The following is a 21,088-nucleotide window of genomic DNA, read 5'->3' as shown; positions in this document are numbered from 1 at the left end:
TGACGATCGCGTGTAGTGGGAATCCGGCAGATCATCCGATCACCCGCTCGATCATGCCAAGCCAGTTTTCCAGCGCAATCTTCCTGACCAGCCTTTCGCCATAGCCCTTATCGAGCATGGCCTGGAGGAATTTGGGCACGCCGGTGACGTCGCTGATTTCGGCGGGCATCATGGCGCCGTCGAAATCGCTGCCCAGGGCCACGCCATCCTCGCCAAGCGCCTCGAGCAGGGCATCGACATGGCGCAGCATGATTTCGATGGGCGTGTCGGCAAGAAACTGTCCGTCGGGGCGCAGGAAGCCGGTCGCAAAATTGAGGCCGACCAGGCCGCCGCTGTCGCGGATGGCGGCCAGTTGCCAGTCGGTGAGGTTGCGCGTGGTGGGACAGATGGCGTGGACATTGGAATGGGTGGCGACCAGCGGCTTGGTGGAGATCGCCGCCACGTCGCGGAAGCCCGCGGCGTTGAGATGGCTGAGATCGATCAGCACACCGCGTTCGTCACAGAGGCGGACCAGGTCCTTGCCGGCATCGGTGAGGCCCGGGCCGACATCGGGATCGGCATTGAAGCGGAAGGGTACGCCGGTGCCAAAGGCATTAGCGCGGCTCCAGGTGATGCCGATGGACCTTAGACCGGCCGCGTAAAGCACCTCAAAGGCGCGAAATTCGGTGTCGATGGCCTCCGCGCCCTCTATGTGAAAAATGGCCGCCAACTTATCCTGCGCCATAGCGGAGCGGATGTCCCCGGCCGAACGGCAGATGTTAAGGGCGCCGACGCGATCAAGCTCAAGCAGCAGCGCAGCCATGCCATTGGTCGCGTGTTGGGCATCGGCGATGTCAAGGAGCGGAGGCAGGTCGCCCTTGGCGTAATCAGGTGTCGCCACGCCGGCCAGACTGGTCTTTACCGGCGGGGGGAACATGGCGAAGAAGCCGCCTGCCATGCCTGCATTTTTTGCACGGGGGAGATCGATATGCCCCTCGCCGCCGCCCTGGACAAAGCTGGAAACGCGGGTCTCGCGGGGCTTTTCGAGAAGGCGCAGCAGGGTGTCGTTGTGGCCATCGAAGAAGGGAATGTTCACTCCTGGACCTCGTTGATGAACACGGTCTTGCCGCCGACCAGGGTGCGCATGACCTTGCCCTGCATGCGGGCGTCCTCAAAGCTGGTATTGCGCGAGCGGGAGCGGAAACTTTTTTCGGTGACCTGCCAGGGATAGTCGAGGTCGACGAGGATGAGGTCGGCGGGCGCGCCGCGCGCGATGCGACCAGTTTCGAGCCCGAGGATCTCAGCCGGGCGGCTGGTCATGGCGCGCAGGATGGTCAGCAGGTCCACATCGCCGGAATGCACGAGGCGCAGGGCGGCCGCGAGCAGGGTTTCGAGGCCGATGGCGCCGTTGGAGGCCTCGGCGAATGGCTGGCGCTTGACCTCGGAATCCTGCGGGTCGTGATCGGAATGCACGGTGTCGATGGCGCCTGACTTTAGGCCCTCGATCATGGCCTGCCGGTCATCCTCGCTGCGCAGCGGCGGATTGAGCTTGAAATAGGTGCGGTAGCGACCGATGTCGTTTTCATTGAGGCAGAGATTGTTGATCGAGAGACCGGCAGTAACCGAGGCGTTACCCGATTTCGCTGCCGCGAGCAGGTCAATCGAGCCGGCGGTCGAAACCTGGGCGGCGTGGTAGCGGACTTTTGTCAGGGCGGCGAGTTGCAGGTCGCGGGCGAGAGGGATGGTTTCGGCCTCGCGTGGAAGACCCTTGAGGCCGAGTACGGTAGCGAAGAGCCCTTCATTCATGACGCCGTCGCCGGCCAAACTGGCATCCAGGAGGTGGTGAATGAACGGCATGTCGAAATTGGCCGCATAGCCCATGGCGCTGCGCAGAAGGGCGCTGGACTGGATCGAGCGCGCGCCATCGGTGAGGCAAACGGCGCCGGCTTCCTTGAGGAGGCCGAATTCAGTGATTTCCTTGCCGCCCAGCCCCTTGGTGATGGCAGCGGCTGGCAGGATACGAGCCGGAGACTGGGCTTCGGCGCGGCGGATGAGGAAGTCCACCAGGGCCCCGTCATCGACGGTGGGGCTGGTGTCGGGCATCATCACGAAACTGGTAACGCCACCGGCGACAGCAGCAGCACCGGCCGAGGCCAGGGTCTCGCGATATTCCTTGCCGGGTTCGCCGACAAAGACGCGCATGTCGACCAGCCCGGGCGCCAGCACCAGTCCGCCGGCATTGATGACCTCGGCATTGTCGGGAACGCCCGCGGGGCCGCCGAGGACCAGATCGGTGATGCGGCCATCCTCGATCAGCACGGCGCCGATCTGGTCGGTGCCGGAGGCCGGGTCGAGGATGCGGGCATTATCGATGATGAGAGGCCGGGTCATGGCGCGTTCCTCGCCGGGAGCAGGGCGTCTAGCACGGCCATGCGGACGGCGACCCCCATTTCTACCTGATCGTTGATGACGCTGCGCGGGCCATCGGCAATGGCCGGGTCGATCTCGACGCCCCGGTTCATGGGGCCCGGATGCATGACAATGGCGTCCGGCCTGGCGAAGGCGAGCTTTTGTTCGTCCAGGCCATAGAAGCGGTAATATTCGCGCACCGAGGGAATCATCCTGCCATTGGCGCGCTCATGCTGCAGGCGCAGCATCATGACGACGTCGACGCCCTTCAGCCCTTCTTCCATGTCAGTGAAGACCTCGGTGGCGAGGTGCTCGATTCCGGCTGGCAGAAGGGTGCGCGGGGCGATGACCCGGGTGCGGACATTGAGTGCGCCGAGCAGCAGCAGGTTGGAGCGAGCGACGCGGGAATTGGCGATATCGCCGCAAATGGCGACAGTCAGCCCGGCAAGCGTGCCCTTGTGGTTACGAATGGTCAGTGCGTCGAGCAGGGCCTGGGTGGGATGCTCATGAGCGCCGTCACCGGCATTGATCACAGCGCAGCCGACCTTCTGGCCGAGCAGTTCCACCGCGCCCGCTGCCGAATGACGAACCACCAGCACGTCGGGGCGCATGGCGTTGAGCGTTGCGGCGGTATCGACCAGGGTTTCACCCTTGGAGACCGAACTGGTCTTGACCGACATATTGACCACCAGGGCACCGAGGCGCTTGCCGGCAATCTCGAAGGACGATTGCGTTCGGGTAGAGGGTTCGAAGAAGAGATTGATTTGGGTCTTGCCCGAGAGCGTCGGGTGCGATTTCCGCTCCTGCCGGGAAACCTCGATCATCCCCTGGGCGCGCTCGAGCAGGTCGATGATTTCATGCTGCTTGAGATCAGCAATGGAAATCAAATGACGCTGTCGGAACGGGGGAAAGTCGCCAGAGGACCTGGCGGCGCTGGAGCTCGATTGCGGCATGTCGCATCCCTTGCGATTTGCTGCGGTCTAGCCGAGAGAGATGGACGGGGCAAGGTGCCCCGTCCGGTTTCGCGCATTTATCCGGCCAATGCGGGTCTTTGCCGCCAAAGGGCGAGGGCAAAGAACAGGCCCAGCAGCAGTTCGATGGCCATGACCCAGACGAGGCCATTGGCGGGCAAGCCATCGAGAAGGATAGCGAGCAGACGGGCCAGGCCGAATCCGAGATAGAGCAGGGCGCCGGCCAGAAGGCCGTTGCGCTGCCAACTGGCCCGGATCAGGCCAGCCCCCTGTATCAATCCCAGCGCAAGAATGACCAGCGCCGGCGCCTTGAGTTCGTTGAGAAGGCTGACCTGCCCGGCGGGATCAATGCCGTAGCCGGCATAGAAGGGTCCGGGCAGGAAGAGGATGGCGAGCGCGAGGACAATGGCCGTCACCGCGCCAAGGCCAAGCAGGATGCGATTGACCCATATCATGGATCACGCCGCCTGTTGCCAACCACCGGCGCGCGCGACGTCGCGGCAGTAATTGGCGAAATCGCGAGGAGGGCGACCCAGCGCCTGCTGGACGCCCTGGGTCAGGCTTTCGTTGCGGCCGTCGAAGAGTTCGCGGAAAAGCTCGGTGTATAGCCCGGCATCGTCAGGGCCGATTTCGGGGATCATGGCGGCGTGAAAATCGTCCAGTGAAATGGGCTCATAGGCGAGATTGCGGCCGGTGGCAGCACCGATTTCGGCCACGGCGTCGGCAAAGGTGAGAAGGCGCGGGCCGGTGAGTTCGTAGAGAGTATTGTGGTGACGGTCGTCGACAAGAGCAGAGGCGCCGATTTCGGCAATGTCGTCGACATCAACAAAGGGTTCGGTGCGCGTGCCGGCGGGCAAGGCCAGCACCCCGCCCATGACACCGGGATACATCATGCCTTCGGAGAAGTTCTGGTTGAAGAAGGCGGCGCGCAGGATGGTGTAGCCGAGGCCGCTGTCGCGCAGCGTGTTTTCGGCCCGGACAGCCCCGCTTTCACCCCGGCCCGAGAGCAGGACCATGCGCCTGAGGCCTGCTGTTTTAGCGGCAGCCGCCAGGGCAGCGATATCGGCAGCACCCTGGGGCGCGGCGAGATCGGGATAGTAGGAAACGAAGGCGGTTTCGACCCCGATAAAGTGTTCGGCCCAGTTTGAGCGATCCTGCCAGTCGAAGGGCAGGGGTGTCCGGCGGCCCGCCGGACGAGCGGCGTGGCCCGCTGCGGCAAGGTTGGCGAGGACGCGACTGCCGACCTTGCCGGAGGCCCCGATCACGAGGATGGATGAAGCGGTCATGAGAAGTCTCCCGTTTGCGTTGCATCCGAGAGATCGGCGATGGAGGCTGGACTTTCCATCGCGCTATTGCCAGTTATCTATGCAGTTCGTCCAAAGTTATGGTCGGACGCGGACGAGGAGACAAGGCGATGGATGTGGTTCATTTTCAACCGCCGGATGCGGTCGATCCACTTGGCGACGTGTTGCACATGCTGCGGCTGAACGGCACGCTGTATTGTCGCGCCGAACTGGCGGCCCCGTGGGGTGTGGCGCTGCCGCAGATGGAGCGCTCGATGCTGTTCATCGTCATCATATCGGGCGATGGGTGGATGCGACTCGCCGGACGGAAGCCAGTGCTGGTGCAGGAGGGCAGCATGGTGGTGCTGCCGCGGGGGACGCCGGTGGACCTGGTCAGCGCGGCAGATGGAAAGGCAGTGCCGCTGTTCGATCTACCTGCCACCAAGATCAGCGAACGCTATGAAATGATGGACATTGCCGGGCCGGGCCCGGTGACGCGGGCGATGACCGGCGTCGTGTCCTTTGATGATGTCGCGGCTCGGCGACTGGTGGAGCTTTTGCCTGAAGTGCTGATCGTCGATCGCTGGCGCGATGCGGGCGGGATCTGGCTGCGCAGCACGCTCGACCTCATTTCCCATGAGGCGGCGGCGCTGAAACCGGGCGGCGAGGCGGTGATTACCAGACTGGCCGACATCCTCATCATCCAGGCGATAAGAACGTGGCTGGATACGGCGCCGGAAGCGCAGACCGGGTGGTTGGCGGCCCTGCGCGACCGCCAATTGGGACAGGCTCTGGTGGCCATGCACCGCTCGCCCGCCGAAGACTGGACATTGGAGGCGCTGGCACGGCTGGCGGGCATGTCGCGGTCCGGCTTTGCCGCGCGCTTCACCGAAATGGTCGGGCAACCAGCCATGCGCTACCTCACCGACTGGCGCTTGCAGCGGGCGCGCCTGGCCATTGTCGGGGGGCGGGACAGCATCGGGCACATTGCCCGCAGCGCCGGCTATCAGTCGGAAGCGGCCTTCGGGCGGGCATTCAAGCAATTTTTTGGAGAGCCGCCGGGCAGTTTACGGCGCGCGGGTTAGCGGTTGCGCAGCCGGTCGAGCGCGCCCTGCAGGATGTAGCTGGCCGCAAGCTTGTCGACGACCTCGGCACGCCGGTCGCGCCGCATATCGGCCTCGATCATCATACGGGTGACGGCGGAGGTGGAAAGTCGCTCGTCCCAAAAGGCGATAGGCAGATTTATCCTGGGCGCCAGGTTGCGGGCAAAGGCGCGGGTCGATTGGACCCGCGGCCCTTCCGTACCGTCCATATTGAGCGGCAGGCCGAGCAGGATCGCCGCCACCTGGTTCTCGGCGATCAGCTCGACGATGCGTTCGGCATCCTGGGTGAATTTGGTGCGCTTGATGGTTTCGAGCGGCGTAGCCGAATATCGCATGCCGTCGGAAATCGCGACGCCAATGGTCTTGGTGCCCAGGTCCAGGCCGAGAATCCTGCCGCTGTCGGGGATCAGGGCAAGGGGGTCATCGGGCAGGGCGCTTGGCATGAGGCACTTTCGCGGTGTAGCTCTGGGGAAGTCTCAATAGGCGCAGGAGTCGCCAATGTCGAGCCAGGCAGGCGGGCCGCTGCATGTCGCCATTATCGGGGCCGGACCGGGGGGAGCGCTCACCGCGTGGCTGCTAACGCGCATGGGCATCAAGGTGACGCTGATCGAGCGGCACAGCGATTTTTCCCGCGAGTTTCGTGGCGACGGCATGACGCCGGGCGGCATGCGGGCCATTCGCGAGGCCGGACTTTGGGACGCATTCGAAGCGCTGCCGTCAGAGCCGATCCGCAGCATGCAGCTCTATTCACGCGGCAAGCGCTTCCTGAGCGTCGATTTGGATAAGATATTGCCGGCTGGCAGCCAGTTCATCCGGCTGCTGGCGCAGCCGCGCCTCATTGAAATGCTGGCGGAACAGAGTGCGGCCTTTGCCAATTTCACGCTGCTGCGCGGCACTGTGGTGCGCGACCTGTTGGTCGAAGGTGGACGGGTCGTGGGTCTGCAATTGGGCGGCGAAGGTGGCGAGCGGGATCTGGCGGTCGATTATGTCATCGCTGCCGATGGCCGTTACTCGATTGCCCGCAAGCGGCTGGGGCTCGAATTGCAGGGCAACCAGCAGGAATTCGACGTCGTCTGGTGCCGCGTGCCGCGGGGCGAACCCGTGCCACGCGGCCAGGCCTTCGGGTTCCTGCTCGATGATTTTTTCGGGCTGGCCTTTCCGGCAGAGAATGATCACGTCCAGATCGGCCGGATCATCGCCAAGGGCAGCTATCGCAGCTTCCGTGGCTCTGAGGGCGAGGACTGGAAGGGTCATCTGGCGAGTGTCCTGCCGCCGCCCTTGCTGACCCTGTTCAATGCCCATCGCGACGAGGCCAGCGACCCATTCCTGCTCGATGTTATCTGCGGAATGCTGCCGAAATGGTCGGTTCCGGGACTAGTGCTGATGGGTGACGCGGCCCATCCGATGTCGCCGGTCGGGGCGCAGGGGATCAATATCGCGTTGCGCGACGCCGTCATCCTGGCCAATCATCTCGGCCCCGGACTTCTGGCTGGCGCCGGCGGCGAAACACTCGATACCGCAGCCTCGGCTTTCGAGGCAGAACGCCGACCGGAGGTTGAAAAAATCCAGGCCGAACAGAACAAGACCGGGACGCAACTGGCCCGCATGCAGGCGATGGCACCGTTTCTGCGGCTGGTGCCGATGGGTCTGGTGGGAAGGGCCGGGCGTTGGATACTCGGCCGCCCGGCAACGCGGCGCTTTATCGAAGGCGCGGCCGACATGAGGCTGACTTTCCGGCCGGAGACTGCGGTTTGAAGATCACCTGGTTCGGTGGAACGACATTTCGCATTCAGATTGGCGGCCAGATCCTGGTGATCGATGCGCAATCGGCGCCGGAGGGAATTGATCGCAATGAGCTGGTGAGCGGCGCCGACCATGTCGTGACGCTGGGTGACCGACATTCCGAGGCGGATGCGGCAGACTGGAAGCGACGGCCGGCCGAACGGCTGCTGGATGAGGGGGATAGCCAGCGTCCCGTGCAGTTCTGGTCGGTGGGCCGGACCGGCCTGCTCATCGATGGCGACGATGACATGCCGCTGCTCCTGCTCGGATCTGGCAATCCGGCGCTGGGGCGATGGGCCGAAAAGGCGGTGATTATCCTCGCCGGAGAGCAGCTTGCGGGCCGAGGGACGGCCCTGCTGGGAGGGGATCGGCCCAGATTGATGGCGCTGGCCGGGAGCGAGGCCGAGATCGGCGCCGCCATCGATGCCGTGCGCGATCTGCTCGATGGGACGGCGCTGCTGGCGCTTGAACCGGGACTGGCCGTGGAAAGCTGATCCTCCGCATAAGGCATTTTCATTGTCATTTGCCGCGCTGCATTGCTAATGAAGCGGCAACACGCCTTTCCTGCAGGAGTTTTCGCATGTCTGTCGACGCCGCCACCGTCAAGCGCATCGGGCGCCTTGCCCGTATTCGCATCGAGGAAGACGAGGTCGCTGGTTACCAGGATGAGCTCAATGCGATTCTTGGTTTTGTCGAGCAATTGGGCGAGGTCAATGTCGATGGCGTCGAGGCCATGACCTCGGTGACGCCGATGACGCTGCGCCGCCGCGACGATGTCGTCACCGATGGCAGCTATGCCGACAAGATCGTCAGCAATGCGCCCCTGACCGAGGATAATTTCTTCATGGTCCCCAAGGTGGTCGAATAGATGAGCATCTCGATCGCAATCGAGACGCCGCTTCAGGACGATGTGCGGGCGCTGGTTGCGCAACTCAACGACCACCTGCTGCCGCTGTCGCCGCTCGAATTCCAGTTCAAGATGAGTGTCGAGCAGATGGCCGACAGCGCGACGACGCTGTTCGTGGCGCGTGACGCGACCGGCAAGGCCGTGGGCATGGGTGCGCTCAAGGTGCACGGTCCCGAATTGGGCGAGGTCAAGCGCATGTTCACCGTTCCCGAGGTGCGGGGGCAGCGGGTAGGCCGGCAATTGCTGGAGCGAATCGCCAATCTGGCGCGGGAGCGCGGACTGCCGGTGGTGATGCTGGAAACCGGCACTGGCGACGGCATGGCCGAGGCGCATCGGCTCTATACCCGTTACGGGTTTGTGCCGCGCGGACCGTTTCTCGATTATCCCGACAGCGAATGGTCGGCCTTTTTTGAGATGAATTTGACGTCGCCGGCATTTGTTGCGACGGCTGACGTGACGAATGAAAGAGAATTGCGTTGACTGACCTGACCAAGCTGAGCCTCGCCGATGCCCGCAAGGGCCTCAATGACAAGAGCTTTACCGCGCTTGAGCTTACCGACGCCTATATCGGCGCCATCGAAGCGGCTAATCCCAAGCTCAATGCCTATGTGGCGACCACGCCCGATCAGGCGCGCGACATGGCCAAGGCCAGTGACGCCAGGCTGGCGCAGGGGCAGGGTGGGGCGCTTGAAGGCATTCCGCTTGGCATCAAGGACTTGTTCGGTACCAAGGGCGTTCATACCCAGGCGGCCAGCCATATCCTCGATGGCTTCAAGCCGGAATATGAGTCCACCGTGACCGGCAATCTCTGGCGCGATGGTGCCGTCATGCTGGGCAAGCTCAACATGGACGAATTCGCCATGGGTTCGTCCAACGAGACCTCCTATTACGGCCCCGTGGTCAGCCCGTTCCGCGCCGAAGGCAGCAATGCCAACCTGGTGCCGGGTGGCTCATCGGGCGGTTCGGCGGCGGCGGTTTCGGCCTGGCTCTGTGCCGGCGCGACGGCAACCGATACCGGCGGCTCCATCCGCCAGCCGGCGGCGTTTACTGGCACGGTGGGCATCAAGCCGACTTATGGCCGGTGCTCGCGCTGGGGCGTTGTGGCGTTCGCTTCATCGCTCGACCAAGCCGGCCCTATTGCCCGCACGGTGGAAGATGCGGCGATCCTGATGACCTCCATGGCCGGGTTCGACCCGAAGGATTCGACCAGCGTTGATCTGGCTGTGCCTGATTTTGCGGCGGCGGTCGAACGCGGCGTCAAGGGCCTCACCATCGGCGTGCCCAGGGAATACCGGATGGACGGCATGCCGGAAGAGATCGAAAAACTCTGGTCGGAGGGCCTGGAATGGCTCAAGGCCGAGGGCGCGAGCGTCAAGGACATCTCGCTGCCGCACACCAAATATGCCCTGCCGGCCTATTACATTGTGGCGCCGGCCGAGGCCTCGTCCAACCTGGCGCGCTATGATGGCGTCAAATATGGACTGCGGGTGTCGGGCAAGGACATCACCGACATGTACGAGATGACCCGCGCCGCCGGCTTCGGTCGCGAGGTGAAGCGCCGCATCATGATCGGGACCTATGTGCTGTCGGCTGGCTATTTCGACGCCTATTATGTCAAGGCCCAGAAGGTGCGCACGCTGATCAAGAAGGATTTTGAGGATGCCTTCAATGCGGGCGTCGACGCCATCCTGACACCGGCGACACCGTCAGCGGCTTTTGGCATTGGCGATGAAGCATTGGCCGCTGATCCAGTCGCGATGTATCTCAACGACATCTTCACCGTGACCGTCAATATGGCGGGCCTGCCGGGCATTGCCGTGCCGGCCGGCAAGGACGGGGCCGGGTTGCCGCTCGGGCTGCAATTGATCGGCAAGCCGTTCGACGAAGAGACACTGTTTGCGGCGGCGCGTGTTATCGAAAAGAGTGCCGACGGGGACTTTGCACCCAAGCGGTGGTGGTAGGGCGTAACCTGCTACACGTTGGCTTGCGCTTGATTGCGCCGCCGATCCGCACTATTTGCGGCCCATGCACAAGTTGAAACTGGTAGAGACGCGAACTGCGGCAGCGTCCGGGCCAACAGGAATTTTGCCGATGGCCACTGATATTTTCACGACGCTCGACTGGTCCGAGCCGCCCAAGGACATGAGCAAGCCATTGCAGGCGCTGTGGTGGCTCAAGAAGGGCGAATTGCGCATTGGCCCCGAATGGGAGCGGGCGCATAATATCGTGCAGTCCATGGAAGGCGTGCAGGCGTTCGACTGGGTGCATGCCCTCATGCACTGGATCGAGGCCGATATGGGCAATGCCGATTACTGGTATCGCCGCGCCGGCAAGCGCCGCGCCACCGCCAGCGTGTCGCAGGAGTGGGAACACATTGCGGCGGCGCTGAGTGAAGTGACGCGGCACTGAAACCTTACCTCTCCCCCACAGGGAGAGGTGAAACCCCTACCGATTATCCACCTGACTGCGCACCAGTTCGAGGCCACGCCTCGTGATGCGGTACGGGCCTCCGCCCTGGGACTTGATCGCCTTTTTCGCCTTGAGCTTGTTGAAGATGAGTTGGGTGAGTCCGCTCATCAGCCAGCCGTCGCGGCTGAGGAACTCGAAGTCGATTATCTTGCCGCGTTCGTCCTTGATGGCGGCGATGCGGCCGCCCTGCGAGAGGGCGTGCAGCACCCGCTGTTCGTTCCGGGAAATATCCATGAAAATGTCTGAAGCCTGATTGGGCGAGCCAGAAGCTCGCGAACAAACTTGGCCGCGCCGACCCGAGGGAAGGCGACGTCCGGTTCATTCATGCCCCGTCGCAGAAGGACGGGGTCTCAGGCATTCCCAGACTGGCTAGACATGGGAAAAACATAGAGTGTTGCAACGGTTTCCGCCAGATTACCTAGGCGCGGCGGGTTGAAATCACCAGCGTGCCGGTGCAAACCAGCAACACCAATCGACACACCGGGGGCCAGACGTGACCGCTGTCAAACTGCCATCAGAATGCCAGACCAAGGATGACGTGCGCGTCGAGATCGACCGCATCGACCAGGCGCTGCTTACCCTGTTCGCAGAGCGCCACGCCTATGTGACGCGCATGGCCGAAATCAAGACCGATCCGCATGAGGCATTTGACCCGGTGCGGATCGAGGCCATCATCACGAAGGTGCGGGGGCGCAGTTTGGACCTTGATCTGGACGAAGATCAGGCCGAACTTATCTGGCGGACCCTGATCAGCTGGAATATCAATTACGAGAAGGGCATCATCGCGGCGCGCAAACGCGCCAGATAGGAGGCGCGCATGCCCGGCATTCGGATACGCAAGGCGGAAATCACGGATGCACCGCGCCTCGCAGACATTGCTTATCGGGCCTGGGAAGCTGGCATCCTGCCCATATTGAGCGAGAAACCGGGCCTGAGGGACGCCGAGCGGCGTCGCTTGTCGCATGCCGTTGGGCATGGCTGGCGCAATACCATCGTGGCCGAGATCGACAGCGTCGTGGTCGGCTGGTGCTCGCGGGTGCCGGGCCGCTCCTACATCCCCTATCTTTTTGTGATCCCCGAGATGCAGGGGCATCGCTTTGGCGCCTTGCTGCTCGAGCGCATGGAGACGATGCTCGAATTGCAGGGTGCAGAACGTGTTCATCTGGAAACTCCGGCGGACCATGTGCGCGCGGTGCGTTTCTATGAACGGCAAGGCTACCGCATCCTTGCCCTGCGTCCCGATGGCCGGGATGGACACGACCCGTTTGTTAGCGTGCATCTCGAGAAGCGGCTGCGTCCCTATGATGGCGAAATCAGCGACGACTGATCCCTGATCCGGCTCGAAGCCAGTCCTCGGGCGCGACGCGACCGGGGAGCGTCACCTTCTCCCGCGAGGGGAGAAGGCACGATGGTGGCTGTTGCAACACTTGGGCAACACGGCTAAGCAGATGACCAGATTTGCCTTGGCTTTCAGGACTGCCCAGTGACCCTCGTTGACACCCGCACCCCCGACAAGAAGCGTCTGATTTCCGGTTCGACCGGCGACTGGGAGGTCATTATCGGCATGGAAGTGCATGCGCAGGTGACCAGCGAGAGCAAGCTGTTCTCCGGCTCGTCCACGGCCTTCGGCAATCCGCCAAATGCCAATGTCAGCTTCGTGGATGCGGCCATGCCCGGCATGCTGCCGACCATCAACGAAGAATGCGTGCGCCAGGCCGTGCGCACGGGCCTGGGCCTCAAGGCTGCGATCAACAAGCGTTCGGTGTTCGACCGGAAGAACTATTTCTATCCGGACCTGCCGCAGGGCTACCAGATCTCCCAGTTCAAGGACCCTATCGTGGGTGAGGGCGTGGTGCTGCTCGATGTCGATGGCGAGCGGATAGAGATCGGTATCGAGCGCCTGCACCTGGAGCAGGATGCCGGCAAGTCGATCCACGATCAGCACCCGAATATGAGCTTTGTCGACCTCAACCGCTCGGGCGTGGCGCTGATGGAGATCGTTTCCAAGCCCGATTTGCGCTCGTCCGATGAAGCTAAGGCCTATTTGGGCAAGCTGCGCACGATCCTGCGCTACCTGGGAACCTGCGACGGCAATATGGAGCAGGGCTCCATGCGTGCCGACGTCAATGTCTCGGTGCGTCGCCCCGGTGGAGAGTTCGGCACGCGCTGCGAGATCAAGAACGTCAATTCCATCCGCTTTACCGGCCAGGCCATCGAATATGAAGCCCGCCGCCAGATCGATATTCTCGAGGACGGTGGTTCCATCGACCAGGAAACGCGGCTGTTCGACCCCAAGCTGGGCGAGACAAGGTCCATGCGCTCAAAGGAAGAAGCGCATGACTATCGCTATTTCCCTGATCCCGACCTGCTGCCGCTCGAATTCGACGATGCCTTCATCAGTGAGCTGGCGCAGCACCTGCCGGAACTGCCAGACGAGAAGCAGGCGCGGTTCATCGCCGATTATGGGGTGACCCCCTATGACGCCATGGTGCTGACACTCGATCGCGAGACGGCAGATTATTACGAGGCCTGCGTTGCCCATGGCGGCGCCAAGCGCGACGGCAAGGCAGTGGCCAATATCCTCAATGCCGATGTGGCGGCCTATGCCAACAGCCAGGGCCTGGCCGTTTGGGAAACCCATTTGCAGCCGGCCCAGATTGCCGGGCTAGTCGACCTGATCGCCGGTGGTACGATATCGTCCAAGGGCGGCAAGGATGTGCTGCAGATCCTGATCGCTGAGGAGCCCGAGGGCGCCCCGGCCGAGATCGTGGAACGTCGTGGCCTCAAGCAGGTGACCGACCTGGGCGCCATCGAGAAGATCGTCGACGAAATCATTGCCGCCAATCCCGACCAGGTCGAGAAGGTGAAGGCAAAGCCAACCATGATCGGCTGGTTTGTCGGTCAGGCGATGAAGGCTTCAGGTGGCAAGGCCAACCCGCAGGCGCTCAACGAATTGATGAAGGCAAAGCTCGGGATCGAATAGCGTCAGGGCGCGACGTCGTCGTCGCGCTTGCCTGGGGTCTCGTCGTTTGGAGTCTCGCTTTCCTGCTCACGCCGCAGCGGAGTGCTGTGCGGATTATCCGTGTCCTCGGTCGGCAGGTGCCTCGGCATTGAAGGCACCTGTTCGGATGTGATGTCCCGATTTTCCGGGCGGCGCTCTAGCGGATCTGGCATTTTACACCTCTCGCGGTCGCGGATCGTGGCCGGGTTCCGGAGGTATCTCCGGTGTCGGTGACCGCTGGGGATCCTCTACCGGCTGGTCCGGCGTAGGGACCTCGGCTGGACCTGGAGGAACGGGGTCAACCGGCTGTGGCTGTGGCGGCTCAGGCTGCGGAACGATTTCGTCGGGCGCGACTGGATCAATGTCGGGTCTGTCTGGCATGGCTAATCTCCTGCAGCAAACCAACGGGGACGCTGCAGGAGAGTTCCGCCAAAGTTCAGGCGGGCGCGCGGCGCCAGATGTGGCGGATGCGCCCGTCGATGAACAGCAGGCCCAAGAAGATCACCAGCATGCCCAGGATCTGGATGGGCAGGATGGTCTCGCCCAGCACCGTGACCCCGATGATCAACGCCGAGATCGGGGCGATGAAGGTGGTGGTGGCGAAATTGGTGGCGCCGACGCGCGGCAGAATGCGATACATGATCTGGAAGGTGAAGGCGGTCGAGAGCAGGCCGATGGCCAGAGCCGCGCCCCAAGTCTCGGGCCGGGTCATCTGCGGCATGCCTTCGGTCAGGAAGGCAATGGGAATGGCCACCACCGCAGCGCCTGTCAAGGCGATGGAGGCAAAGGCCGTCGGCTCGATATGCTTGAAGCTGCGAGTGATATTGAGGGTCAGCGCATAGCACAGCGTTGCACCAAGGCAGGCGGCGACGGCCCAGAGATGGGAATTGCCGCCCTGCGACAGGGCCGGAGACACCAGAATCGCCGCGCCAGCAAAGCCGATGGCGACGCCGGTGAATTTCGTGCGCGTGGCTTTCTCCCCGCCAATCCAGAAATGCGAGATGAGCGCCGTGACCATTGGTGTCAAGGCGTTGATGATAGCGGCAATGCCGCTGGCCAAATGCGCCTGGGCCAGGGGAAACAGGGCGAAGGGAATGGCATAGGCGACGACACCGAGGCCAGCCAGTTGCAGCCAGAGGACCGGATCGCGCGGGATAGGCTTGCGCAGCGCAAACAGCACGACCCAGCAACCGAGGGCGCCGATGCCGACGCGCAGCGAGGTTACCCAGAGCGGGCCGAGCTCGCGGATCAGGATGGCGTTGAAGACGAATGAACATCCCCAGATCGCGCCGAGAACAATGATCCAGGTCCAGTCACGCAGACTCATTTTGCAACCCCATTCAGGAAGCGCGCAGGCTACGCCCGGGGAGAACAAAGGTCGAACCGATTTTGACGATGGGCGCCATCAATTGTAGTGATGACGGGAGCTAAAGCCGGGCTTCGCCGCTGGCCAGCAGCCGCAGGGCTTCGGGATAGAGGCGGTGTTCTTCGACCAGTAACCGGGCCGCAAGGGTTGCGGGAGTGTCGCCCGGGAGAACCGGGATACGGGCCTGGAGGATGACTGGGCCGTCATCGAGGCCTGGGGTCACGAAATGAACGGAGCAGCCATGCTCTGTGGTGCCATCGGCGAGCACGCGCTCATGGGTTTCGAGGCCCTTGTATGCCGGGAGCAGCGAAGGGTGGATATTGATCATCCGCCCCATCCAGCGATTTACGAAATCCTCGCCCAAGATGCGCATGAAACCTGCTAGGCATACATAGTCCACCTCCCAGCCTTCGAGCAGCTGGGTCATGGTATCTTCGAACATTTCCCGGCTGGGGAATTTGCTTTGCGCCAGCGAGGCCGTGGCAATGCCATGGGCGGCAGCGATCTCAAGGCCCGGCGCTGCGGCGCGATTGGAGAGGACGCCGACGATTTCAGCCGGAAAGTCCGGCGCCTTGGCGGCCTCGATCAGCGCGGCCATGTTGGAGCCGCGGCCGGAAATCAGAATGGCAACGCGCTTGCGGCTCACAGTGCGAGCTTGCCGCGGAAGGTGACGGGCTCGTCCGTGCGGGCTGTGAGCCGTCCGACCACGGCGGCGATTTCGCCCGAAGCGGTGAGGTTTTCGACCAGCTTGTCCGCATCGTCCGGCGCCACCGCAACCAGCATACCGACGCCGCAATTGAAGGTGCGCAGCATTTCGCGTTCGCTCATGCCGCCGACCTTGCCAAGCCAACCGAACACGGCCGGAACGGTGACCGCGGCCAGATCGATGTCGGCGGCGAGGTCATCAGGCAGGACGCGGGGGATATTGTCGATGAAGCCGCCGCCGGTGATATGGGCGAGGGCCTTGATGCCGAGACCGGCGCGGAGGGCTGCGAGCAGCGGTTTGACATAGATGCGGGTCGGCTCGAGCAGGGCTTCGGCCAGCGACTTGCGGTCGGCGAAGGGGGCAGGGGCGTCCCAGGCAAGGCCGGAGAGTTCGACAATCTTACGGACCAGCGAATAGCCGTTGGAATGGACGCCGGAGGACGCGATGGCAACCAGCGTATCGCCGGCGGCGATATCCTTGCGGGGCAGGAGGGCGTTGCGCTCGGCGGCGCCGACAGCAAAGCCTGCGAGATCATAGTCGTTGCCATGATACATGCCGGGCATTTCGGCGGTTTCGCCGCCGATCAAGGCGCAACCGGCCAGGCGGCAGCCATGGGCGATGCCTCCGACAATGGCCGTGCCCTGGGCGACGTCGAGCTTGCCGGTCGCCAGGTAGTCGAGGAAGAACAGCGGCTCGGCCCCCTGAACAATCAGGTCGTTTACGCACATGGCCACGAGGTCCTGGCCGATCGTGTCGTGCTTGCCGGTCTCGATGGCGATCTTGAGCTTGGTGCCCACGCCGTCATTGGCGGCCACGAGGACCGGATCAACAAAGCCGGCGGCCTTGAGGTCGAACAGGCCGCCGAAGCCACCGATCTCGCCATCGGCGCCGGGGCGCCGTGTGGACCGGACCGCCGGCTTGATGGCTTCCACCAGGGCGTTGCCGGCGTCGATGTCGACACCTGCCTGCTTGTATGAAAGTCCGTTTGATGGCAGGTTTTGTGCGTCGGACATGAGCCTTCTTGCCATGCTGGGGATTGCGGGCGCAAAAGGCTGCGCGCGAACCGGGTTGGTTGATATTTTCGGTGCTGGCCGTTAGACGGCTGATAGCTTTTCGATTACCCAGACGCAAGGGCTGCCCGGCTTCATGGCACTCAGAAATCAAGTGTTCATCTGGATTGGGCTGCTTCTGGCCCTTATCCTCTTCCTCTGGGTGTTCCGCGGCGTGCTTTTGCCATTCGTGGTGGGCGCGGCTCTGGCCTATCTGCTCAATCCACTGGTCAACCAGCTGCAGAAGTGGCGGTTTAGTCGCGTATGGGCGACGGTGGTGGTGCTGCTCAGCGTCCTGACCATCGTGGTCAGCCTGTTCTTCATGTTCGTTCCGCTGATCGGCCAGCAGATCATCGGGCTGATTCAGCGTCTGCCCGGCTATGTGGGCGACCTGCAGAAACTGGCGGCAGAATGGTCTCCCGAAATCAATGCCTGGCTCGGGCCTGAACGGGCGGCCGAATTGCAACGCAGCCTCAACGACGTTGCGCGGCAGGCGCTTGGTTTCATTGCCACATTACCCGCCGAACTGGTCAATATCGGTTTGACCGGCGCGGCGATGGTTGGTTTTACGGTATTGGCACCAGTCGTGGCTTTTTACCTGCTGCTCGACTGGGAAGGCATGGTGCGCGGCATAGATGACCTCCTGCCCAAGCAGCACAAGGGCGAGGTCAAGGGCATTCTGCGCGAGATCGACAAGTCCATGGCCGGGGTGATCCGCGGGCAGGGCAGCGTGCTGCTGCTGGACGCGGCCTTCTATGCCACGGCACTGAGCCTGATCGGACTAAGTTATGGCCTGGCCGTGGGCCTCATCGCGGGCCTCCTCAGCTTCATACCCTTTGTCGGGTTCGCCGTCGGCCTTGGCCTGTCAGTCGGCATTGCGCTCGTACAATACGCTCCGAACTGGTGGATGATCGTGCTGGTAGCAGGGGTCTATTTTTTCTGGCAGTTCATCGAGGGCAATGTGCTCTATCCCAAGCTGGTCGGATCTTCGATCAACATCAATCCGGTCTGGATGATGTTTGCTCTTCTGGCGCTGGGCGCGGTATTCGGATTTGTCGGCCTGCTGCTGGCCGTGCCGATGGCGGCAATTGCCTCGGTCCTGGTTCGCTATGGCGTGCGCAAGTACAAGGAAAGCACGCTCTATCTCGGACCCAGAAGGCACGCCCCGGGTGATGATGCCCATCTCTGAAACCGGCCCGCGGCAGCTGCCGCTCGATCTGGGTCACGAAATATCGCATGCCGAAGATGATTTCCTGGTGGGCACGGGCAATGCGATGGCGCATGCCCGGATTCTCGCCTGGCCGCACTGGCCGGACGGGGTGACCCTGCTGATCGGGCCGGCGGCGTCAGGCAAGTCGCATCTGGCGCGCATCTTCGCCGATCGAAGCGGGGCCATTCTTGTGTCGCCGGCGACGATTGGTGATGTTGCGTCCGGAGAAGGCACTCAGCCTGTGGCCATCGAAGATGTGGACCGGTTGTCCTATGACGAGCATGATCTGTTCCATCTTCTCAACCAGGCCATGCGGGGGGAGCGCACAGTGCTGCTCAGTGCGCGGGAAGATATTGCACACTGGCCGCTTCAGACCGATGATGTGCGCTCGCGGGTACGCCGTGCACCGGTTTTCCGGCTGGAGGTCAGCGACGACATCGAACTGTCACAGATGTTCGTGAAACTGTTCGGGGATCGGCAGATCAGGATCGATCCCAAGGTCATCGGCTATGTGGTGCCGCGCATGGAGCGCAGCCCCGAGGAAGCCGCTGCCCTTGTCGATCTGATGGACAGGCTGGCCCTTGCCAAAGGGTCGGCAATTACCCGCACGATAGCGTCGGAAGCCCTGGCGCTGCGCCATGGCGCGATTGGGTTGGACCCGCAACAGGATTGGGACGCCGAAACCGATGAATGAAATGAGCGAGTTTGCCGAAGCCGAAGGCTCGGTCCCCGATGTCGAGGCACTGCGCACCAGCCCGGCGCGCTTCGTCAATCGCGAAGTAAGCTGGCTGCAATTCAACATGCGGGTGCTTGAAGAAGCCGGCAATCAGTCTCATCCGTTGCTCGAGCGGCTGCGCTTCGTTTCGATCTCGGCCAATAATCTGGACGAATTCTACATGGTGCGCGTCGCCGGCCTCAAGGGCCAGATTCGCGCCGGGCTCTCCAAGCAGAGCGCCGATGGCTTGTCCCCGGCCGAGCAGCTCGAGGAAATTGCGACCCTTGCCCAGCACCTGCAACTGGAGCAGCAGGATCACTGGAAGGAGTTGCGCGAGGAACTCTTTACCCAAAATGTCGTCATCCACGAGGCCGACGATCTCACCCCGGACCAAGTCGCCTATCTGCAAAAGCTGTTCCGCGAGGAAATATTCCCGGTCCTGACGCCGATTGCCGTCGATCCGGCGCATCCTTTCCCGTTCATTCCCAATCTGGGGCTGGCGCTCGCCTTCGAGTTGAAACGCCCCAATAGCGACCAGCATCTGACGGCCCTGGTGCGCATTCCAGGCAATCTCGATCGCTTCATCAACCTGCCAGGCGGGCTGGTATCGGAGGGCCGATCGGAAGTGGTGACCATCGACACGCTGGTCAAGCTCTTCTTCCACAAGATGTTCCCGGGCCACGAAGTGATCGGCTCCGGAGCCTTCCGGGTCATTCGCGACAGTGAAATCGAAATCGACGACGAAGCCGCTGACCTGGTGGTCGAGTTCGAGAGTGCTCTGCGCCAGCGCCGGCGCGGCCAGGTGATCCGGCTCGAGATCGAGCGCAGCATGCCGCGGGCCCTGAAGCGCCAGATCGGCGAGCAGCTTGGCGTCAAGGACGCCGATGTATTCGAGGTGCATGGCTTTCTCGGCCTCGCCGATGCCAGCAAGGTTTGCGACATTGATCGCCCCGACCTCAAGTTCACGCCGTACCTGGCACGCTTTCCCGAGCGGATCCGCGACTATAATGGCGACAGCTTTGCTGCCATCAAGGCCAAGGACATCCTGGTGCACCACCCGTTCGAGAGCTTCGACGTGGTGGCGCAGTTCTTGATGCAGGCGGCCCGCGACCCGGATGTCGTCGCCATCAAGCAGACGCTCTACCGCACCTCGTCAGACAGTCCCATCGTCAAGGCGCTGGTGATGGCGGCTGAAGCCGGCAAGTCGGTGACGTGCCTGGTTGAACTCAAGGCGCGGTTCGACGAAGAGGCCAATATCCGCTGGGCGCGCGACCTGGAGCGGGCAGGGGCGCAGGTGGTGTTCGGCTTCATCGAACTCAAGACGCACGCCAAGCTGAGTCAAGTGGTGCGGCGCGAAAAGGGCAAGCTGGTGAGCTATTGCCACATCGGCACCGGCAATTATCACCCGATCACCGCCAAGATTTATACGGACCTGAGCTACTTCACCATCGACCCGGCAATCACACGGGACGTGGCCCGGGTGTTCAACTTCATTACCGGCTATGCGCGACCGACCGAGCTCGAGACCATTGCGGTATCACCGGTCAACCTGCGCCAGACCCTGGCCGACAGCATTGCCCGCGAGATCGAGCTGGCGCGCAGCGGACAGCCAGCATCGATCCTGCTGAAAATGAACTCGCTGGTCGATCCTCAGATCATCGATATGCTCTATGACGCCAGCCAGGGGGGCGTGAAGGTGGACCTGATCGTGCGCGGCATCTGCTGCCTGCGGCCGGGCATACCGGGGTTCTCGGACAATATAAGGGTGAAGTCAGTGGTGGGGCGGTTCCTCGAGCACAGCCGCATCTATTGCTTTGGAAATGGCGAACCAATGCCTTCGCCGCGCGCCAAGGTGTTCATCTCCTCAGCAGACCTGATGGGCCGCAATCTCGACGGTCGGGTGGAAACCCTTGTACCCATCCTCAACGAAACGGTGCACAAACAGATCCTGGACCGGATCCTGGTTGCCTATCTCAAGGATAACCAGCAGAGCTGGGAAGTGCTTCCAGATGGTAGCTCGCATCGTGTAAAGGTTGGCGAGGGCGAAGAGCCTTTCAATGCCCATGACTACTTCATGACCAATCCTTCCCTGTCGGGTCGCGGCACTGCAGGCATGGTGGACACTGACGAGGCTTGAA

At 62.7% G+C, this 21,088-nt stretch carries 24 protein-coding genes; 13 read left to right on the top strand and 11 right to left on the bottom strand.

The window, feature by feature from the left end; genetic code table 11:
• Positions 1-31 precede the first annotated feature (31 nt).
• From ACXYMS_RS12320 to ACXYMS_RS12300, 5 genes are all read right to left on the bottom strand, one after another.
• The gene (locus ACXYMS_RS12320; protein ID WP_458906675.1) at positions 32-1,075 is read right to left on the bottom strand and encodes a dipeptidase; all 1,044 of its coding nucleotides are present in this window, start codon (positions 1,073-1,075) and stop codon (positions 32-34) included.
• Positions 1,072-2,370 carry a dihydroorotase gene (gene pyrC / locus ACXYMS_RS12315; protein ID WP_458906674.1) on the bottom strand — a complete coding sequence of 433 codons (1,299 nt, stop codon included), beginning with the start codon at positions 2,368-2,370 and terminating at the stop codon, positions 1,072-1,074. Before pyrC ends, ACXYMS_RS12320 begins: the two co-directional genes overlap by 4 nt.
• Positions 2,367-3,341, bottom strand: coding sequence for an aspartate carbamoyltransferase catalytic subunit (locus ACXYMS_RS12310; protein WP_458906672.1), 975 nt, complete (start codon positions 3,339-3,341; stop codon positions 2,367-2,369). Before ACXYMS_RS12310 ends, pyrC begins: the two co-directional genes overlap by 4 nt.
• Positions 3,342-3,418: 77 nt before the next feature.
• The gene (locus tag ACXYMS_RS12305; protein WP_458906670.1) at positions 3,419-3,814 is read right to left on the bottom strand and encodes a DUF4345 domain-containing protein; all 396 of its coding nucleotides are present in this window, start codon (positions 3,812-3,814) and stop codon (positions 3,419-3,421) included.
• Positions 3,815-3,817: 3 nt separating this feature from the next.
• On the bottom strand, positions 3,818-4,645 hold the full coding sequence (locus ACXYMS_RS12300; protein WP_458906668.1) for an NmrA family NAD(P)-binding protein: 828 nt from the start codon (positions 4,643-4,645) through the stop codon (positions 3,818-3,820).
• Positions 4,646-4,773: 128 nt separating this feature from the next.
• On the opposite strand from ACXYMS_RS12300, the gene ACXYMS_RS12295 reads away from it, so the two are divergent.
• A complete protein-coding gene (locus ACXYMS_RS12295) occupies positions 4,774-5,727 on the top strand; it encodes an AraC family transcriptional regulator (protein ID WP_458906666.1) in 954 nt (317 codons plus the stop codon).
• On the opposite strand, the gene ruvX is transcribed toward ACXYMS_RS12295, so the two are convergent.
• Positions 5,724-6,188 (bottom strand): Holliday junction resolvase RuvX, encoded by a 465-nt coding sequence (gene ruvX, locus ACXYMS_RS12290; protein WP_458906664.1) that lies wholly within the window; start codon positions 6,186-6,188, stop codon positions 5,724-5,726. The two genes, ACXYMS_RS12295 and ruvX, sit on opposite strands and share 4 nt — an antisense overlap.
• Before the next feature lie 55 nt (positions 6,189-6,243).
• Between ruvX and ACXYMS_RS12285 the strand changes: the two genes are divergently transcribed.
• The 6 genes from ACXYMS_RS12285 to ACXYMS_RS12260 all read left to right on the top strand — a co-directional run bounded on the left by ACXYMS_RS12285 (position 6,244) and on the right by ACXYMS_RS12260 (position 10,843).
• On the top strand, positions 6,244-7,500 hold the full coding sequence (locus ACXYMS_RS12285) for an FAD-dependent monooxygenase (RefSeq protein ID WP_458906663.1): 1,257 nt from the start codon (positions 6,244-6,246) through the stop codon (positions 7,498-7,500).
• Entirely contained in the window at positions 7,497-8,021 is a 525-nt protein-coding gene (locus tag ACXYMS_RS12280) for a hypothetical protein (protein WP_458906661.1), read from the top strand. The genes ACXYMS_RS12285 and ACXYMS_RS12280 overlap by 4 nt, the downstream gene beginning before the upstream one ends.
• A gap of 86 nt (positions 8,022-8,107) precedes the next feature.
• Positions 8,108-8,395: an Asp-tRNA(Asn)/Glu-tRNA(Gln) amidotransferase subunit GatC gene (gatC, locus tag ACXYMS_RS12275; protein ID WP_458906659.1), complete on the top strand. Its 288-nt coding sequence runs from the start codon at positions 8,108-8,110 to the stop codon at positions 8,393-8,395.
• The gene (locus tag ACXYMS_RS12270) at positions 8,396-8,914 is read left to right on the top strand and encodes a GNAT family N-acetyltransferase (RefSeq protein ID WP_458906658.1); all 519 of its coding nucleotides are present in this window, start codon (positions 8,396-8,398) and stop codon (positions 8,912-8,914) included.
• Positions 8,911-10,395 carry an Asp-tRNA(Asn)/Glu-tRNA(Gln) amidotransferase subunit GatA gene (gatA, locus tag ACXYMS_RS12265; protein ID WP_458906656.1) on the top strand — a complete coding sequence of 495 codons (1,485 nt, stop codon included), beginning with the start codon at positions 8,911-8,913 and terminating at the stop codon, positions 10,393-10,395. Before ACXYMS_RS12270 ends, gatA begins: the two co-directional genes overlap by 4 nt.
• Positions 10,396-10,525: 130 nt before the next feature.
• The gene (locus ACXYMS_RS12260; protein ID WP_458906655.1) at positions 10,526-10,843 is read left to right on the top strand and encodes a hypothetical protein; all 318 of its coding nucleotides are present in this window, start codon (positions 10,526-10,528) and stop codon (positions 10,841-10,843) included.
• Between the two features lie 36 nt (positions 10,844-10,879).
• Here ACXYMS_RS12260 and ACXYMS_RS12255 read toward each other — a convergent pair whose 3' ends face one another.
• Positions 10,880-11,137 (bottom strand): YjhX family toxin, encoded by a 258-nt coding sequence (locus tag ACXYMS_RS12255; protein WP_458906653.1) that lies wholly within the window; start codon positions 11,135-11,137, stop codon positions 10,880-10,882.
• A 259-nt stretch (positions 11,138-11,396) separates the two neighbouring features.
• Here ACXYMS_RS12255 and ACXYMS_RS12250 point away from each other — a divergent pair, with 259 nt between their 5' ends.
• The 3 genes from ACXYMS_RS12250 to gatB all read left to right on the top strand — a co-directional run bounded on the left by ACXYMS_RS12250 (position 11,397) and on the right by gatB (position 13,886).
• Complete coding sequence (locus ACXYMS_RS12250; RefSeq protein WP_458906652.1) at positions 11,397-11,711, top strand: chorismate mutase; 315 nt, start codon at positions 11,397-11,399, stop codon at positions 11,709-11,711.
• A 9-nt stretch (positions 11,712-11,720) separates the two neighbouring features.
• Positions 11,721-12,230 (top strand): GNAT family N-acetyltransferase, encoded by a 510-nt coding sequence (locus ACXYMS_RS12245; protein ID WP_458906650.1) that lies wholly within the window; start codon positions 11,721-11,723, stop codon positions 12,228-12,230.
• A gap of 156 nt (positions 12,231-12,386) precedes the next feature.
• Positions 12,387-13,886: an Asp-tRNA(Asn)/Glu-tRNA(Gln) amidotransferase subunit GatB gene (gene gatB, locus ACXYMS_RS12240; RefSeq protein ID WP_458906649.1), complete on the top strand. Its 1,500-nt coding sequence runs from the start codon at positions 12,387-12,389 to the stop codon at positions 13,884-13,886.
• A 2-nt stretch (positions 13,887-13,888) separates the two neighbouring features.
• Here the strand turns inward: gatB and ACXYMS_RS12235 are convergent, their stop codons facing one another.
• The 4 genes from ACXYMS_RS12235 to purM form a co-directional block, all read right to left on the bottom strand.
• The gene (locus tag ACXYMS_RS12235; RefSeq protein ID WP_458906648.1) at positions 13,889-14,077 is read right to left on the bottom strand and encodes a hypothetical protein; all 189 of its coding nucleotides are present in this window, start codon (positions 14,075-14,077) and stop codon (positions 13,889-13,891) included.
• Positions 14,078-14,340: 263 nt separating this feature from the next.
• Positions 14,341-15,231, bottom strand: a complete 891-nt coding sequence (locus ACXYMS_RS12230) for a DMT family transporter (RefSeq protein WP_458906646.1) — start codon at positions 15,229-15,231, stop codon at positions 14,341-14,343.
• 100 nt (positions 15,232-15,331) lie between these two features.
• Positions 15,332-15,916 (bottom strand): phosphoribosylglycinamide formyltransferase, encoded by a 585-nt coding sequence (gene purN, locus ACXYMS_RS12225; RefSeq protein WP_458906644.1) that lies wholly within the window; start codon positions 15,914-15,916, stop codon positions 15,332-15,334.
• Complete coding sequence (gene purM / locus ACXYMS_RS12220) at positions 15,913-16,989, bottom strand: phosphoribosylformylglycinamidine cyclo-ligase (RefSeq protein WP_458906642.1); 1,077 nt, start codon at positions 16,987-16,989, stop codon at positions 15,913-15,915. Before purM ends, purN begins: the two co-directional genes overlap by 4 nt.
• A 133-nt stretch (positions 16,990-17,122) precedes the next feature.
• On the opposite strand from purM, the gene ACXYMS_RS12215 reads away from it, so the two are divergent.
• Genes ACXYMS_RS12215 through ACXYMS_RS12205 form a run of 3 tightly spaced genes read left to right on the top strand, consistent with a single transcriptional unit; the run spans position 17,123 to position 21,087 of the window.
• Positions 17,123-18,214: an AI-2E family transporter gene (locus tag ACXYMS_RS12215; protein WP_458906640.1), complete on the top strand. Its 1,092-nt coding sequence runs from the start codon at positions 17,123-17,125 to the stop codon at positions 18,212-18,214.
• Positions 18,198-18,929, top strand: a complete 732-nt coding sequence (locus tag ACXYMS_RS12210; RefSeq protein WP_458906638.1) for a P-loop NTPase family protein — start codon at positions 18,198-18,200, stop codon at positions 18,927-18,929. Before ACXYMS_RS12215 ends, ACXYMS_RS12210 begins: the two co-directional genes overlap by 17 nt.
• The gene (locus tag ACXYMS_RS12205) at positions 18,922-21,087 is read left to right on the top strand and encodes an RNA degradosome polyphosphate kinase (RefSeq protein ID WP_458906636.1); all 2,166 of its coding nucleotides are present in this window, start codon (positions 18,922-18,924) and stop codon (positions 21,085-21,087) included. The genes ACXYMS_RS12210 and ACXYMS_RS12205 overlap by 8 nt, the downstream gene beginning before the upstream one ends.
• Position 21,088 lies beyond the last annotated feature (1 nt).

The organism is Devosia sp. CAU 1758 (assembly GCF_054482695.1).
This window is presented reverse-complemented; position numbering and strand designations above follow the sequence as displayed.